General features: G+C 48.1%; 15 protein-coding genes and 1 pseudogene. 7 read left to right on the top strand and 9 right to left on the bottom strand.

Going from position 1 to position 15440, the window contains the following annotated elements; translation table 11 throughout:
• The 6 genes from FNY10_RS05800 to FNY10_RS05775 all read right to left on the bottom strand — a co-directional run bounded on the left by FNY10_RS05800 (position 1) and on the right by FNY10_RS05775 (position 5636).
• Positions 1–342 (bottom strand): hypothetical protein, encoded by a 342-nt coding sequence (locus FNY10_RS05800; RefSeq protein WP_160703670.1) that lies wholly within the window; start codon positions 340–342, stop codon positions 1–3.
• Between the two features lie 643 nt (positions 343–985).
• Complete coding sequence (locus FNY10_RS05795; protein ID WP_160703672.1) at positions 986–3106, bottom strand: chemotaxis protein; 2121 nt, start codon at positions 3104–3106, stop codon at positions 986–988.
• Positions 3106–3477, bottom strand: a complete 372-nt coding sequence (locus tag FNY10_RS05790; RefSeq protein ID WP_160703674.1) for a hypothetical protein — start codon at positions 3475–3477, stop codon at positions 3106–3108. Before FNY10_RS05790 ends, FNY10_RS05795 begins: the two co-directional genes overlap by 1 nt.
• A gap of 104 nt (positions 3478–3581) precedes the next feature.
• Entirely contained in the window at positions 3582–4106 is a 525-nt protein-coding gene (locus FNY10_RS05785) for a hypothetical protein (RefSeq protein ID WP_160703675.1), read from the bottom strand.
• Between the two features lie 12 nt (positions 4107–4118).
• On the bottom strand, positions 4119–4913 hold the full coding sequence (locus tag FNY10_RS05780) for a DUF6945 domain-containing protein (RefSeq protein ID WP_160703676.1): 795 nt from the start codon (positions 4911–4913) through the stop codon (positions 4119–4121).
• A 279-nt stretch (positions 4914–5192) separates the two neighbouring features.
• On the bottom strand, positions 5193–5636 hold the full coding sequence (locus FNY10_RS05775) for a hypothetical protein (RefSeq protein ID WP_160703677.1): 444 nt from the start codon (positions 5634–5636) through the stop codon (positions 5193–5195).
• A gap of 1778 nt (positions 5637–7414) precedes the next feature.
• Between FNY10_RS05775 and FNY10_RS05770 the strand changes: the two genes are divergently transcribed.
• Positions 7415–7975 (top strand): tyrosine-type recombinase/integrase, encoded by a 561-nt coding sequence (locus FNY10_RS05770; RefSeq protein ID WP_160703678.1) that lies wholly within the window; start codon positions 7415–7417, stop codon positions 7973–7975.
• Positions 7976–7991: 16 nt separating this feature from the next.
• Here the strand turns inward: FNY10_RS05770 and FNY10_RS05765 are convergent, their stop codons facing one another.
• From FNY10_RS05765 to FNY10_RS05755, 3 genes are all read right to left on the bottom strand, one after another.
• The gene (locus FNY10_RS05765; protein WP_227699347.1) at positions 7992–8432 is read right to left on the bottom strand and encodes a hypothetical protein; all 441 of its coding nucleotides are present in this window, start codon (positions 8430–8432) and stop codon (positions 7992–7994) included.
• 645 nt (positions 8433–9077) lie between these two features.
• Positions 9078–9758 carry a DNA N-6-adenine-methyltransferase gene (locus FNY10_RS05760; protein ID WP_160703679.1) on the bottom strand — a complete coding sequence of 227 codons (681 nt, stop codon included), beginning with the start codon at positions 9756–9758 and terminating at the stop codon, positions 9078–9080.
• 40 nt (positions 9759–9798) lie between these two features.
• The gene (locus FNY10_RS05755) at positions 9799–11460 is read right to left on the bottom strand and encodes a site-specific integrase (RefSeq protein WP_160703680.1); all 1662 of its coding nucleotides are present in this window, start codon (positions 11458–11460) and stop codon (positions 9799–9801) included.
• Between the two features lie 374 nt (positions 11461–11834).
• Here FNY10_RS05755 and FNY10_RS26590 point away from each other — a divergent pair, with 374 nt between their 5' ends.
• From FNY10_RS26590 to FNY10_RS05730, 6 genes and pseudogenes are all read left to right on the top strand, one after another.
• Positions 11835–12014 carry a hypothetical protein gene (locus FNY10_RS26590; RefSeq protein WP_100683948.1) on the top strand — a complete coding sequence of 60 codons (180 nt, stop codon included), beginning with the start codon at positions 11835–11837 and terminating at the stop codon, positions 12012–12014.
• Positions 12015–12148: 134 nt separating this feature from the next.
• The gene (locus FNY10_RS05750) at positions 12149–12634 is read left to right on the top strand and encodes a PAAR domain-containing protein (protein WP_131050205.1); all 486 of its coding nucleotides are present in this window, start codon (positions 12149–12151) and stop codon (positions 12632–12634) included.
• Complete coding sequence (locus FNY10_RS05745) at positions 12631–14007, top strand: PAAR domain-containing protein (protein ID WP_160703681.1); 1377 nt, start codon at positions 12631–12633, stop codon at positions 14005–14007. The genes FNY10_RS05750 and FNY10_RS05745 overlap by 4 nt, the downstream gene beginning before the upstream one ends.
• Positions 14008–14400, top strand: a complete 393-nt coding sequence (locus FNY10_RS05740; protein ID WP_160703682.1) for a hypothetical protein — start codon at positions 14008–14010, stop codon at positions 14398–14400.
• 523 nt (positions 14401–14923) lie between these two features.
• Positions 14924–15031 (top strand): annotated as a pseudogene (locus tag FNY10_RS05735) (colicin E3/pyocin S6 family cytotoxin); the annotation flags it as partial.
• A complete protein-coding gene (locus FNY10_RS05730) occupies positions 15028–15282 on the top strand; it encodes a hypothetical protein (protein ID WP_131050208.1) in 255 nt (84 codons plus the stop codon). The pseudogene FNY10_RS05735 and the gene FNY10_RS05730, both read left to right, overlap by 4 nt.
• Positions 15283–15440: the final 158 nt, after the last annotated feature.

Genomic DNA, 15440 nt, shown 5'->3' with positions numbered 1-15440 from the left:
TTATTTGTCAGCAAGGGCAACGCGAATATTGCCATTAGCGGTTAATGCAGCAATTGCAGCAGCGCCTACAGTCGCGCCCATAACGGCGGTGATGGTTTCCGGGCGGATATATACCAGGCGATCGGCAACAATAATGTTGGCATCAGTTCCGGCGCGGTGATGGCTCAGGACTAGCAGAGCATCAGAACCAGAGGTATACGCGGTGCCATCGGATTTGATAACAGAACCTGGTTGAACCTCGACGGCCAGGGTTGGGATTTTGATGGTTTTGCGGTCAAAGTTCCCACTAACCGCGCTTGTGATCACGTCGTTATACGTGCGATGGGATTCACCCATTTTCATAATTTCACTCCAAAATATTTGTTTGGTATGGCCTGCAAGGCCGCATGATTTCTGTGTTCGTCAAAATTGACGATGTGCGAGTACAAAAGAGGTCGCGCGATGGCGACCTTCATTTATTTGGTGGCGCTGTATCAGTTCAGCCCCGCCAGTCGGGGTTAACCTTTGGTTAACGGGGGTTCTCCCCGCTGTATCAGTTCAGAAAAAAATCCGGGCGGCGGAGATACCGCCCGTTGAGGAGAAATGAATGAAGGTATTCTTGTTATTTTTCTGAGAGATGGAAATGAGGGGGCGGCGGCAGCGCCAATTGATGGGGGGAGAAACCCCAAACGCGCCGCGCCCGATGCCGTTTTCTGTCCGGCGGACAACCCGAGGAGGGCAAACCCCATCATGGTGGCATACCACAACAGGAGAATAAGAAGGCGGGCTGGTGCAAAGAGGCTAGTCTGGGAACCATCCCGCCTGAGAGGAGGTTATACGTGACATGGCTGTAGTACGCAGACTCTTTCGAGTCTAATAATCATCCTATGTAATTATTTTACCACTTTATCATTGAAAGCGCAATCAAAATTTACGTTAAATTTGTTGACTGTGCAATTTATTTGTGAATCAAAAGTGGGGCGAGCTACACCCCTCCTTTATTTATTTACTGCACTACCCCTGCGATCAGGTTGAGCTGTTCGCGCTGGCTATCTTGCACCTTGGCATCGATCAGACCATCAATCTTTCCGTCATTCACGAAGATATCGACGCGGTTGTTGATATCCACAGGCTGGCCTGTAACGCTCACAGGCAGCGGTTGACGATATGACAAAGCGTCTAACGACGGCGGTGTGAACGTCGGCATGACAGGCGGATAGAGATTGCCGGGCTGATATCCAAAATCGGACGGTGACGCAGCATTCTGGATAGCGGTCCCGCCCTGCTTCTGGTCAGCCCCGAACCAGCGTCCGATGCTGCGCGGATCGAATCCAGTTTTCTCTGTGAACCAATCAGCAGCAGCATTCCCACCATCATCAACGGCGGTGTTATAAATTGCGTCCGGCAGGGTCTGGCCCCCCTTTAGTAGCTCGCCAACGCGACTAGCCCAGGCCAATACGGTTGTGCTCAATTCACCTAACGATTGTCCCAGGTCGTCAGCAATTTGGATTAACCCAGTCATTGACTGGCGGAGGGTATCCGTGTTGGTGGCGTACTGCCCCAATCCGGCAACAAACGACGCAGAAAAATGATCGCCCAAAGATTCTTGCACTCGGGTGTACTCAGCACCCAGCGAAGATAATCTTTCAAGGTTGGCCTGCTGCGCCGTACTGAGTGCCCAGCCTTCTTTTGATAATTGATTCATCCGGTCAATGACCCGGTCACCATCATCTGAGAACGTTTTTAATAACAAACTGGCATCATTGATACTCTCAAGGAAGAATCTTCGCTCGTTTTCTGACCAGCCGAAGCGCTTCATATTCCCCAATTGGTTTACGTACCGGACAAAGCCGCCGATATCGGTTTTTTGTAGCTCGTTAATTACAGTTTGGGCTGTTCTTTGGTCTGATTTGCTGAGGACGGCATTGATTAAATCGTTGCCAATCTCGCCCCCGCCGCTGAACGTAGTTTTCCCTTTTTTGTCGGTTTTAAAACTCCCCTGGAGTAGCTCGCCAGCCTTCTCATGGAAATCTTTCTGCATGTCGGCGTATTTATCAGCAGACAGAGAAAAACCTGTGTCCTTCATAGTGACATCACGGATAGCGGAAAATTCTAATTGCGAGATGCCGTATTGTTCTAGGGCTTTCGCTTCTTTCGAGCGTTCGAGGCTTTCACTCAAGACACCGCCCGCGCGGGAAATTCCCATGCTGCCTGCTAGGGTCGCAGCACCGACAGCGCCACCTGCTAACAACCACGCGCCGCTTTTATCTCTCTTCTCTGTATTAACGCGCCCTGCACGTAGCCCGGCGGCTTTTTGCTCGCGGGTTATTCGGTTTTGCAGTCTGGCTTGCTTCCTCAATTCCTGAGTGATACGGGCCATTTCAAAACGTGTTTCCTCGACGGTAAACCGCTCTTCTTTCTGGGCTTTTAACGCCTCCTTCGCGGCGGAGATAGCTTTATAACGTGTCGCCACGTCAGCCCCGTTCACGTTAGCCAGCGTTAAGGCACTGCGGCGAAGCGCATTGTAGTAATTAACCTCGCGTTTGAGCGCTGCCTCGCGCTTCTCTTCGTCGGCAATCCGACGTTTGGTCGCCGCGATATCGGCAGAAACAGCAGCATGACCACGCGCCATTGCGGCGTCCTGACGTCCAACAACCGACGGATCAGAAGCTGTGCCACCCATGTTGGGGTTATACGTCATCGCGCGATGTGCAGTCGCCGCGCGGATACGATCGCTTATCCGACTCAAACGGAGATTCTGCCGGGCTAAAGCCTCATCCTGGCTCATCGCCTGGGCGGCATTTTTAGCAGATAGCGCCGCCATCTTCTTCGCGTGGGTCTGTTCTTGCTGGGCAACTTTCGCGGCAGTCTGTGCCTGTTTCTGCTGTTCAGCAGAAAGGCGCTGTGCCAGTTTTAAACGCTGTGTCTGTGCTTTAGCTGCCGCCAACGCGGCCTTGCCTTCGTTATTGGCGATCCGCTTCTGGGCCTGCTCAAGTTTTTTTTGAGGGGCTTCGTTCTCCTCTCTCAGTTTTTTGATGCGTTTGAGCGCCCGTTGATAACTGTTCTCATCGACATCCCAAACGACTTTGTTCGTTAACGTCGTGACTGTGTAATTAGTTCCCGACATTACGCCTCCTGATGGTCACGCAGCGGGGCGGATTCGATAATGTGGGAGTACGCAGCCGGATCGGCGGCAACAATCGCCCGGCATTTGGCGCGAGCACGGCGTAACGCGTCATCTTCCGCAATGTGTATAAAACCACCCGCCCCAGCGCCCAGCGTCTTCATAATGCGTTTAGATTTCTGTTTGGTGTTGGCAACTGGCGCGACTGCTGGCGCGGTCTTCGTTGATGGTCTCCAATCGGGATGCTGGATCAAATAATTATCAACGGCGGTTTTCACCGCCGCTTTGCGTTGTTCGTCCGCCAATTGTTCTGGAGTTTTTCCAAGGAGCGCGGCGGCGATTGACGCCTTTACTTTTTCGAGAGTTGCTTTCATTATTATTTTCCGTATAAATCGTGTGGGATATATCAAGGCGCGACAAATCGCCACGCCCAGAGGGCACAAAGATAAAATTTCTAGTAGATTCAAAGCATTAAATATCAGACAGTGGCTTTCTTGCCTGTGGCTTTCCTAACGCGCCGAACCGGGCTTATTTGGATCGTTTTCTGTTTGCAGGCCGCTTTTCTGGCGACCACCTGCCGATATTCCACAGATAACGAATCATCGTATGGAGGCATTTTTGGTGCCATTTCGGCATCGGTGACACTGTTTTGCCGCAGCATTTGGACCACAGTAAACAAGGGTAGCGCCAGCGTCTGGCATATTTCGGCTAATTTTGCGCCTTCGTTGAACGAGATCACGGCAACCTGTGCGTTGCTGTACGCATTATTTTTAGCGAACCTGCGGCAGCGTGGGTTATAGCTTGAATTGTACAATGCCATAACACGCTCCAGCGGCAGACGCAGGATCAGCGCTACCTTGCCAGGCGGGTAGCCAGCTATGAGCATGATTTTGCATTTTTTGATTATGTCGCCGTCGCGAGCGCGGTTTTTAAACAGGCGGGTTAAATCGGGTCGGTCGGGGAGTGGTTCGGCGCTTACGCCGTTGCGATCATCATTCGTCATTATTCCTCATCATTAAAAAGGTGTGCCACCATTGGCATACTTTGTACGCTCCTCAGCAGCGAAACGAGCCATCTGTTCGGGAGTGTAGATCGTCCCTTTGCTCTGTATAGTCGGGATTCTATATCCCGTCACAACAATGGGCCTCTCTGCTGTCGTGTCAGCCACAGTATGCTTTACTTTATGATCATCATCGGCGCGATCATTGCCGCTACAGTCGTCGTTAGATGCCACGCGATCGTGTTGTCCAACAATAGGCGCGGCACTGCCAGCGGCCAAGCCAACATTCTGATTAGTGGGTGCATCAGTAGGTGTCTGTATTTCGGATTTGCCATTCTCCTGTATCTCCCCGGATTTTTTGATCTTCGCTTTCCTGCGTGTTTTCTTTACGCTTGCACGGTCGTGATCCCAGGCCGGGACACCCTTCCACTTCCCGTGGACAACCTCCAGAGACTCCGCTATGTCACTGAAAAAGTAAACCGTGTACGCTTCGCTATTACCGATTTTCCCGGCCTCTTCGACCAGTCCGATCTTTTTCAGCCCATCCAAAGAGCGCATCACCTTTTTTCTGTCCCAACCCAGCGCCGCAGCCATTTCCCGTTGATCTTTATAAAATGACAGCCCTCGGCTTGAGAATCCAAGAAACTGGTTCTGCATGTAAATGTACAGGAGGCGCATTGCGTCCGTTACATCCACAATCTCACCCGTAGATCGGATGATCAGTTGTTTAGCACAGAGATAACGCATCTCTATTACGCCGTATCCCTCGCTCGGTGTGCGCTGGACGTTAGTTTTTTCCTTCTCGTACATTCTCTCTCCCATTTTTTGGAATTAACGTAGTTTCAATGAGCCGCACCAAGTACAGGCCGACTCCGATCCCCTCAGCCGCCGCATTGGCACGGATGATGGCGAATAGTTCAGGTGTGAATCGTAGATTAATCATTCAATTTTCCCTCCGGTGAGGTATACGGATGCGATCCTGCTATCGCGGGTGAGCGATCAGGATTCAGCGGCCTGTATGGCCTGCGTTTGATTATGTATTTAACGTTTGTTCAGTGGTCTGATAGCCCGGCACTGCGCCGGACAGGATCACGCTGCTGTAGCAGTAGGAAAGCCCGCGACGCTATAACCGTAATTTTCCAGGTTTTCCACACCATCAGTGGCAACCAGGAAGAGGATCACTTGTTCCGGCGTCATATCCAGATTGAGTTTTTCACGATACAGACGACGGTAGCTCTGGAGTACCGGGTCCAGGATCTCAGTCAGCGACTGACCGTCGGCATACTGGCGGGATAAGGGCTTGAGAATTGTCTTGACCGCGCGGGCACTCTTTGCTTTTTTCCGTTCCTGTTTCAGAATATGAAGTGCAACGGCAAGCTGCGGATATTTCGCATGAGCCGCATCTGCACCGCCACTACGGCTAATGAAAGACCAAAGTGCGGTTTTGGTGTACGTGCCATAGAGGATGGCATCTGCGATCTGCTCGCCGGTCATGGTGGCTGGGGTAATGCGTTGGGATTTAGATTTATTCATTGGGTTCTCCGTTGAGTTATTGAAATTATTCCCGGAGGTCATTTGTACCCATTTGTCAGGAGCAATCACCGGGCGGCGATGCACCTTATTTGTTAAAACCATTGTATCAGTAATTTCTGCAAATAGCAAGCAAAAATATAGAATACATTGATTTCGTTATTTTACTATGACACAATCCTGATTTCAATATCAAGATCTTTTTGATTAACGCTAAAACGCGCTGTAACGCGTTCTAACACTCAGGCGCTACCATCGTATTGTCTGAAGCGTTATAAGCGATTCTAGACCCCATACGTTAAGGATTTAGCGTGGTTGTGTATAGCTGGCACGGATATTGCTTAAACCCATGCGCCACCCCCTCGCGCCGGCTAGACTCTCGACCTACGGTCTCGTGACAGTGCTTCCAAATTACTGCGCGGGCTGTCGCCCTTGCTGCCCAAAAGGTGGCTGGCCTCTCCCGGTAAGGGAGAGATTAGCCGGACACCGCATGGGCGATGCCTATCGCGAAGCGTCGAGCGTAGCGACTGAACAAGATCAGAAATAACGATAGCCATCACAATGGCGATCTCTAAAACGATGTGTGGGTGTTGACCTTGTGTAAGGTCTTCACGGCCAGGGAAGACCGCATAAGGTTTTACTGATCTTATTGGTGTTCTTGATTTTATTTTATTATTGATCTTATTAGTGTCCTTTTTTGGGACATGATTCATGTACCATTTTGGGACATGGTTTTTGAATTCTATGTCCTGTTTTGGGACATGGTTACGTTAACCACTGAAGAAAATTCAGTGGTTAAGACCCCGCTACCTGGCGATCTTTTCTCAAAATAAATGCACATTAATAGCCCGAAAACCTACCGTATTTCGACCTTTCAGGCCCTACTTAGGACACTCTCCGCGCGCGGGAGTAGAGTCTGCGTGGTAACAAGCGACATTCGCTATGGTGTGGGGTATGCAGCGGTATGGCCTGAGCGCCACGGCTGGCGCGGCTTCGTCAGTTCTGTCTGCCGATAACGTGGTATTGCCCCTTCGGATGTGGTCTAAGCAACAATCCCGCTTCCCCTTTTGTTTTGTCGAAAAAAAATAAAAAGCCATTTCATTCTCAAAAAGAATCAAAAATCATCGCTTTTCTGGCCTCTGGGAGCGCCTGAGAGAGGCTCGGCAATCACGGTTAGCGAGATGTACCTTTTGTGGGAAAACGTCGCAGAACGCGTTACAGCGCGTTATAGAGGGTATGTAGGGGGCGGGATGTGGTTCTGCTGTTTATATTGTGGGAGGAAGTAAAGACCAGGGCCATATGGTCAGCCGCAAGGTTGCCACCGGCAACAGTGCGTCTTGTTGGTGGAATTGCGCCAGACGCTGAGGGGAGGAGAACAACGCTCTAACTTACACAATAAACAAGTGTAAGAAAGGAAATCCCCGGTTTATCTGGGTTGTGATGTTACAGGGTCAGTCTGATAGGTCATCTCAAGAGAAATAGGCTAGGTTTATGCAACCTAGCACCCTTGCCAGCCTGTATAAGGTGTTGGCGGAAAGATATTTTGAAATTATGTTTCATTTTTATTGGAGCATCGGAACGGTTGCCTAACCCTGCTGCGATTACTCCAGCAGTATATTTCCCATTCAGCCAGCCTGAGGCACTCCCCCTTGTTGGTAATCCTCTCGGAAGGCGGGAAAATAATTATTATAAAAAACCCTTTACAATGATCATTTTACGATCAATATTACGTTCATACCTTACATAACGAGATTGCAGAACGGACCACGGGAGAACATAAGATGAAACGAGTTGAGCCAGTCAGAGACAAAGAGAAGATCGCAGAGGTTGAAGCCCTGCTACGCAAACATAACACAAGCCCAATCTACGGTGATTTGTGGGTTTTCCTGAACCAGACAGCCGCGCGTATAACTGATGCCCTCGCACTTCGTTTTGTAGATTTTGGCAATGTAGAGGGGAACGTGTTACACCTCAAAGAGAAGAAAACCGGTAAGACTCGCTCTATTATGCTGACCGCTAAGGCGCTTGAACTGGTGGCGCAGCGCCGGGCTGATAATCCGGGCCATGAATATATCTTCGAGGTGGACAGCAACCGGGCCAAAGGCAAGCCGATCAGCCGCGTAACTGTCTCAGCAAAATTCAAAGAGGCTGGGGAGATCCTAAATCTGCATATCGCAGCACATACCCCACGTAAGAACCTGGGCTATCACGCGCTGCAACGTGGCGTAAGCCTGCCGACACTTACAAAGACGTATGGTCACAGCAGCCAGGCGGTTACGCTGGCGTACTGCGGGATCATGGATAAGGATATCGAAGATGTTTACCAAGGGATCGACTACTAACGGCAAGGAGAAAGAATCAACGCAATTGATTCTTTGACAGAGAAAATCTGCAATGCATACATAGCCATTTGTTCGTAGGCGAAATTCCATAAGCTCGGTTTCCATCGTTCACAATAGAACGTAGATGAATTTTCTTGTTCTCGCCTTCGTAGCATTTAGGACAGAAGGGGACTTCGTCACCCTCTTTCCAGTACAGAGGAGCTTTAAAGACAAACGATGCCCTATCTTTTAACTGCTCTTCAAGTTGCTTGTTTTTCTGTTCCGCATCGAACAATAGCGCCTGAGTAGTAATAACTTCCATTTTGACGCTGGCGAGTTCACTCATAAGGTTTGCAAGCTCAAGTTTTAACGTTGCTTTATCAAGTTCACCGCTATCATCAGCAAGTTTTTTTGCGATACCTACGGCTTTATCAATGATCCCCACAGCCGCCGCTGTGCTTGCTAACATACCAGACATAAATTTCCCTTCTTATTTTCGCGTGTTGTACGAAGTGCCAGGCAGGAATGCAGAACAGCCATTTCCTTTTAAACCCTCTTCATTGGTTGTCAGTTCGCTACGCAAGTCCCGTAGTATTGAGAGGCTAAAATGCCATCAGGATAAACCATACTCCTGCTATGTACCGACTCGCCGCTAGCCATCACAGTTGTAACCGTAACATTACCGACAGGTGTAGTTTCTATGAAAGAGTTTCCACTTACCCCATTTGGGATAGGAGTCACCTCCACAGAGCTAACATTACCAGTCATGTAGACTTTATTCGTCTTAGTGTCGATGATGAACGAGAAGACCATCGGATTTTTTGCTTTATGTAATCCCTTACTATCACTGTATTTCGGGTAGACGCATTTTAGAGATTGAATTTCAGCTTCGACTCCGAAAGCAACAGCACCCAGTATAAGCAATGCCAAACACTGGCAAACCTGACGATTGATCACCATTCATAACCTCATGAACATCATTAGCTTAGGCCTGTAAAAAATACTCTGCGCGTCGATTTTAAACAATAGTAGCCATTTAGCGCCGTGATGAGTATATCCAGCGATCATTTACCGCATGAAAATAATACAAATTGCGTCATAATCCATGTGCAATATGGCGCAATCAGGTTAATCTTTGAACTACTCTTTGCACTGTTCTCAGTGGGATCGATAACGTATCTGCTATCTGTTTGGCTGTCTGCCGTTTGTTGTCCCATAGGTTGATCACGTTATCCAGAGTCTGCCAATCATAAAGTTTTGGCCGTCCCGGTTTGCTCCCTTTAGACATCACCTCAAGGGTGAGCATTGTGTCAGCACAACAAACGCTCATCCGTTTATCGCCGTTACATGGAATACTTCTGTATATGACCACAGCAACGGGAAGCGGTGCCCGGATATCACTATTCCCTGTCTCAGGATGCAAGAATTTTGGGCCACGGTGCAAGAAACGGATCTCGTGACAATGGGGATTGCCCCAGACGTACCGCAGCCACCATGATGTTTGGGGGCGACACGGAATCAGAAAAACAGATAGCACCGGTTTATGAGCGTGAGCAAGGAACTCAGCCGCCAAGGAGAACGGAGGATTGCAGAACACGCGACCCTCAAGTGACCAGTCCTGTGTAAGGGCGTCATTCTCTTCAGACCAAAAACGATCACACAACGCATTATCCGCGTTCGCCGCCGCATCCAAGGTAAAGCCGCCGAACTCACCAGAGAGATTTTTAAACATTCTGGGATTGGTGCGCCATGCATCTGATCCGCCTTGGTGTTTACCGTGGCGGAGGTAGCGACGTGTATCCATTTTTGATAATAAACCTGGCATAAGTTAACAATCCAGCCCTTTACCATTTAATACAGTCAACAATTGGAAGCAGATCTTTTAAGGGAGGTCGGTGCGTGTATCGCGATGTGATACCTAATGATTGTGTTCGACTATGACCAACGACAAACTGTACCAGCGCAGCATTTTGGGTCTTCGCTATGGCCTCAGAGATGAAGGTATGGCGGCAGGCATGGATCACCCTCTTCTGATCGAACTCGTTGAATTTTGGAATGTTGCACTGTTCCATCAGGCTATGCCACTCAAGGCCAATCTGCTCGTAAGTAGGCAAATCACCAAACACAAGCGCCCCCGGCTTAATCCCTTGGGTTCGTTCCAGAAGAAGCGCCTCGATGGTTTTACTTATTGGTATCTGCCGCTGCGCGTGTTCAGTTTTGCCACCAGCAATAAAGATGTAGTAGCGCCCGGTCTCTTCATCCTTGCGGAGATGCTCCTTACGGATGGCCGCAATTTCACCTCGTCGTGCTCCCGTATAAATCAAAGTTAGGAAGTAATCCCGCCGCCAATCCGTGAAGGTGTTCAGCCGTTCGACGAAGCGCCTCATCTCAGGCCGCGAGTAATGCCCACCTTTGTTCTCCTGAACTTCATACTTAATCCCCTCAGTAGGTGATTTTTCTAAGATATCTTTCTCATCTTTCAGGAACACTTTGAAAAAGGAAGAGTATATCTTGAGGTGTTTTTTAACGTTGGCACTGCTGATCAGATCTTCTTCCGGGACATCAGATTCAATACACTGCTCAAGCGTCCACTCTGAGTAAGGCTTTTTATTTCTACGTGGGAGGTTTTTAACGACTTCCAGTGTCTGCCGAATATGCTGTTTGTTGATTGAACCAACGGGAAGATCACCAACAACATACATTAAAACTTCGTAGTAGCGATTGTTCTCGTTGGCAATGGTCGCCGCCCAGCCTTTACCCTTCTCTGTGGTGTACATCTTCCAGGCAGCAGAAAGTAATGGTGTGGATGGGGTGACATCATTCTCTGGTTCTGCTGATTGTGGTTCTGGTTGCGGTAAAGTGGCAGCAACCTTGCGTTGATACACCTCCGTCTGTTCCACCATTTGCGAGGTCAGTTGCTTAAATTTGAACAGGTCACCACTGTAGAAGGCATCATACGCCTGATAGAGAAGCGCACGACTCATCGTTATTTCGCTCGCCGCTTTATCAAGTTCCGTGCCTACATCAGAAACATCCAGATCCTGATTGATGAGCGCATACTTGAGCAATCCCGTGAACTCGGTTTTGCCTTTGTAGAGTTGTTTTAAATTTTCTTGGGCATATTGCCGGGCAACCTGCTGTGAACGATCGGGATCAATCTCCTCTCCCCCCGTCAATTTCAGATGGTATTGTCCAACCTCTGGGATTGTCTCTGCCTCAATCGCACCGATCTTCAACCAATGTAGTTGCAACGCGTCAACATCCTGTTTTGTCGCTTTACGAACGCCCCGGATCTCCCGTTTGAAAGATTCCTCGCTCATCGTTCCATTTTGGACAAGAGCAATAAAAGGCATTAAACGTGACATTGTCACCTCTGCCACTTTCAGGGAATCAGTGCCCAAGGATTGACGAAAGAATGCGCCGGTGGGAAGACGAAAGTTAATGTAAAAAGTATTGCCGCGCTTTGTGGTGTATTTCGGATTGTTGTACAGTCGCTTGTTGGTCATCTTGTGACATCCAATGTTGTAAAATCAAAGGGTTAGATAACAATCACAAGATAAGTCATTGATAATAATGTCACTCGCGCAGCCTTCCCAGGCGTCTGGTATACTTTTTAAAACAACGAGTTAGTCGAATAATAAACTTAACTCACTGATCTGTAACTATTTCATGGTACACAGCATGGCAAACAACGTGTCACACAAGCTGTCACACACAATGATTCGTGGGCGCACATACTACACGAATTTTAGACTAAATGATTCAACTAGTTTTGTACGTATGAGTCTCGGTACTGACCGCCAAAAACAAGCCGAAGTGATCATGAATCAGATCCGTCCATACATCCCGCTGGATCATATTCGGGGTCAGGGTCAGTTTGATGGTGGCCTTCAACGCCAGCGCCGGGCGTATCACCCTCAATAATCCTGAGTCGCAACCTTTGCCCAAAGGTGAGCTTCTTTGCATTTACACAAGCAGCGTCGCTGGCACGTTTACCTTCATTACGAAATCAAAAAAATGCCCTGCGGTCAAAACCTTCGATATTTCGCAAGCTGAATGAATCACACCAATACATTCAGCATGCAAATAATTTGAAATACAGTTTCATTTTCTGGAAAAACCATTTCCTGTGAAAGGATATTATTTATACAATGAATAATGTTTTGAACTAATTCAATTTACGTAGAGGGACTTATGAAACAGTACACCAATGAATTTACCGCTCAAATCCAGGCATCTTTCAACGAACCGACTTTCACCCCTGAACAAATAGCGAGTATGGCTGAAAGCGCGCGAGCCATTATTGCCGAACAGAGAGAAACGAATCGCCTCCATCCTGTTATAGGCATCTACCGCTTTGCCACTGTTGGGAGTCTTACGCGCCGGGGCGGTATCGTTCACGAGACTAACCATGAAGCTAAAATGCAGGCTGAAAATGGCGAAATGATGAGCATTGCACTGAAAGGTGATGAAGTTGTTTACCCCGACGGGACTACCGCACGTATTGCGACGAGTACCGGAAAGAGCAAGACTTGCAAAGGTCGTGGCATTGCTTTAGTGGGAAGTAAACTGGATAACGGGGATGAGATTATCAGTACCCCACAATCTGGGGTGATGTGTCCAGTGCGTCGAGGCATACCTTTCCCTGAGGATTTTCTGGCTGATGAGGCTACTGCATGAGTAACCGCTCAACATGGGATGGAATTCCTGAAGGACTTCACGGGGATGAAACTACTACGGGAGCACAAGGGCTTAGTAGTTTGCCAAACTTTTCAAACGCACATCTGGGAGCACTGAGACACGGCGATAAAACTACGCCCTGTCCTAAATGCGGAAAAATTGGCGAGATAATCGGTAACATCCCAACGATGAACCTTGAAGGCAGAATCGCCGCTGGAAATGGTGCAACCGTTATTTGTGGCTGCCCGATAGGATCTAACATCCTTATCTCTTCCGCGGGTCAATGGATGGGTAATACTCCAAGACCAGACCCTGCATGGATTAAAGCTACTACGGAACCTGAACAACATGCACAGACTGCCAAGAAAAAGCGGACTGGCGTAGATGCGGGTTTCTGCGTAGTTCCTCAAAAATCGACAACCGAAACTTTCGAAAGCTTCCTGTTTGCTGGTGATCAGCCAAAAGGAACACGCGAGCTATACCGCTCATTAAATGAAGCAGGTAAGGAATACAAAGCGGGTTCTATTATGCTGGTGGTTGACCCTGATAAGCAGGACGACGAACAGATCGCGCATATGCAAAAAGCAAAAGCGCGAGTTGATGCCGCTTTAGCCCCGTTGACTCATGAGGAAGCAAACTTTCTGCATAAGAATAAAGATACCATTGATCTTTTCACTTCTCGTGCCAGCACGACAACCGGGATTGCCTCAGATGCTGCGGGAAAATACTTTGAAAAGATCGAAAGTGTTCTGGCCAAGATTCAGCAAGCGTATAAAAATCAGTACATTACCAGCGGCTCACTGATCAGCGAGCAGTTCTATGTTCAAAGACGTCAGCTATTCGGTGAACTTGATAGCATTCTCACTGATTTCACCCGTCACAAACTCGCATTGCAAGACTACCCGGACATCAAGCGAGCATTAGGACTTTCGACCAGTTCTATCACTCACCGCTGGAATCAGACAGGGGTTGCTGACATTGAAGGCTACGCCACCTTCATGGAGAACGCAGCAAAATACGTGAAGATGATGAAAGCAGTTGGCTATGTCGGTATTGCTCTCGATGGAGCTAACAGGCTGGACAAAGTTTATGAAGCCTGCACCGTTGGAAGCGATTGTGAAAAAGCAGCATTTACTCAGGTTGGCGGATTCAGTGTTGGTACTGCTGCGGGTATTTACACATCTTCAGCAGTGTACAGCGGCGCTACTGCGGCATGTTCGGTTGTACTCGGCGCATTAACCGTAGAAGTTGGGGCAGTTGGCGCATTAGCTTGTGGTGTAATCGTATCTGGTGCAGTTGGTTATGGCGTCGGTGAGGTTGGTAGCAACGTTGGGGAGTTTGCAGGAGAGAAAATTTATGAGGTTGTTAAATAAATGTTCACTCTATCTGATCTGATTATCTGCGGATTCGCGGGGTTAAGCCTCTGCTGTGGTATCGCGGTCGCGTTGCTCTCATTTCTCAACAAAAAGCGTTTCTCCACGATCTGCACACTGTATAAAGAAAAGTTTGGTTCTCTCCCTGCCGGAGCGATTATCTTCGATAATGCCGATTCTATAGGGTTTAGCTCAGGTTATGCAGCAAAGATCAACTTTATCGTGAACCCTTTGATCTTTGGTAAAAGCTCAGTTGACAGTACAAATGATGATGTTGCATTTATCAGAAACTTGCCACCTCACCTCAAAAACTGGTTTATCGTCGAGTACGCTTTCTCTGCTTTAGGATTGGTATCAATCGTTATCGCCGGAGCAGTGTTATACTTTCGATAGCATCCCTAAAATAAGCCAGCAGTGATGCTGGCCTACCCTTGAAATATCTCAGAAAATTCCGTCAGTGTCCCCTTCCGCAACCCTTTTACAACAGAGAAATTATTGTCCATTTGGAGCAAAGCAACATGAAAATCATTGGGCGAATTCATCAGGCTTATGTTTGACAGTGAGGCCTGTCACAGGCCCGGAAATGGTGTGCATAAAAGCAGTGATACAAAGTGCTGCTAAAGCTGTCACACATCATGAAGACGACCATAAGCAGCAACAATTCAATAGATTGATTTTAAATGTGTTTTTATTTTTCTTCTGCCCCTTCTTCAGCTTCGACGCCTGCGCCTTTTCTGAATCAGCCATACTCAGACTGACAGGCATAAATCGATTAGCGCTTGCAAAACGAAGAATAACGTCATTCGTGAAATCTTTGATTATACCCCGAACAGCCCCCATCACCTCCACCTGCATTCAGTGCCAACGCCGGGCGTATCACACTCAATAATCCAGAGTCGCAACCTCTGCCTACGGTACAGTTGAAATGTATGATCGTTCAGGTCGAAACCATCTCGGGGAGTTTGATCCTGTATCAGGAGAGCAGACCAAACCGGCAGATCCAACAAGAAGGGTTGAGAAATGACAATTATTTATACTGTTGATGCATTTGATCGCGTAGATGAACTACTTGTTTTTGAGGTTGAAGTGCCTAAAGAAAAACTTCCCGAGATTAGTAAAGTCATGGGGTGGACCAAAGAGGACTATAACGATTTTGTGGCTGGACTTGGGGGCTGGAACCTTACTGATCAAAAAGTTAGAGCTATTGAAGGTATTTTAAGTAAAGAATTCTATCAGGACGATCTAGATTTTCAGATTTCAGGCGGAGAAATTTAAAATTGATAGCTAATAAACACTCGTGCCCTTGCTGCGGTCAATATGAATTTCCCGATGAAGGTAGTTTTGAGATTTTCCCAGCTGCAGCCGGGAGGATTATCCTGTTCAAGCAGGGGACTCTGACTACAGAGGCGGGGCTAACGTTATGAGTTTGAACG

It is taken from the genome of Klebsiella sp. Lac1 (assembly GCF_009825425.1).
Lineage (GTDB): Bacteria > Pseudomonadota > Gammaproteobacteria > Enterobacterales > Enterobacteriaceae > Klebsiella > Klebsiella electrica.
This window is presented reverse-complemented; position numbering and strand designations above follow the sequence as displayed.

Excerpts from the sequence above, each read along its gene's own strand:
- FNY10_RS05800 (WP_160703670.1), bottom strand. The coding sequence starts at position 342 with ATGAAAATGGGTGAATCCCATCGCACGTATAACGACGTGATCACAAGC.
- FNY10_RS05795 (WP_160703672.1), bottom strand. The coding sequence starts at position 3,106 with ATGTCGGGAACTAATTACACAGTCACGACGTTAACGAACAAAGTCGTT.
- FNY10_RS05790 (WP_160703674.1), bottom strand. The coding sequence starts at position 3,477 with ATGAAAGCAACTCTCGAAAAAGTAAAGGCGTCAATCGCCGCCGCGCTC.
- FNY10_RS05785 (WP_160703675.1), bottom strand. The coding sequence starts at position 4,106 with ATGACGAATGATGATCGCAACGGCGTAAGCGCCGAACCACTCCCCGAC.
- FNY10_RS05780 (WP_160703676.1), bottom strand. The coding sequence starts at position 4,913 with ATGTACGAGAAGGAAAAAACTAACGTCCAGCGCACACCGAGCGAGGGA.
- FNY10_RS05775 (WP_160703677.1), bottom strand. The coding sequence starts at position 5,636 with ATGAATAAATCTAAATCCCAACGCATTACCCCAGCCACCATGACCGGC.
- FNY10_RS05770 (WP_160703678.1), top strand. The coding sequence starts at position 7,415 with ATGAAACGAGTTGAGCCAGTCAGAGACAAAGAGAAGATCGCAGAGGTT.
- FNY10_RS05765 (WP_227699347.1), bottom strand. The coding sequence starts at position 8,432 with ATGTCTGGTATGTTAGCAAGCACAGCGGCGGCTGTGGGGATCATTGAT.
- FNY10_RS05760 (WP_160703679.1), bottom strand. The coding sequence starts at position 9,758 with ATGGATACACGTCGCTACCTCCGCCACGGTAAACACCAAGGCGGATCA.
- FNY10_RS05755 (WP_160703680.1), bottom strand. The coding sequence starts at position 11,460 with ATGACCAACAAGCGACTGTACAACAATCCGAAATACACCACAAAGCGC.
- FNY10_RS26590 (WP_100683948.1), top strand. The coding sequence starts at position 11,835 with ATGGTGGCCTTCAACGCCAGCGCCGGGCGTATCACCCTCAATAATCCT.
- FNY10_RS05750 (WP_131050205.1), top strand. The coding sequence starts at position 12,149 with ATGAAACAGTACACCAATGAATTTACCGCTCAAATCCAGGCATCTTTC.
- FNY10_RS05745 (WP_160703681.1), top strand. The coding sequence starts at position 12,631 with ATGAGTAACCGCTCAACATGGGATGGAATTCCTGAAGGACTTCACGGG.
- FNY10_RS05740 (WP_160703682.1), top strand. The coding sequence starts at position 14,008 with ATGTTCACTCTATCTGATCTGATTATCTGCGGATTCGCGGGGTTAAGC.
- FNY10_RS05730 (WP_131050208.1), top strand. The coding sequence starts at position 15,028 with ATGACAATTATTTATACTGTTGATGCATTTGATCGCGTAGATGAACTA.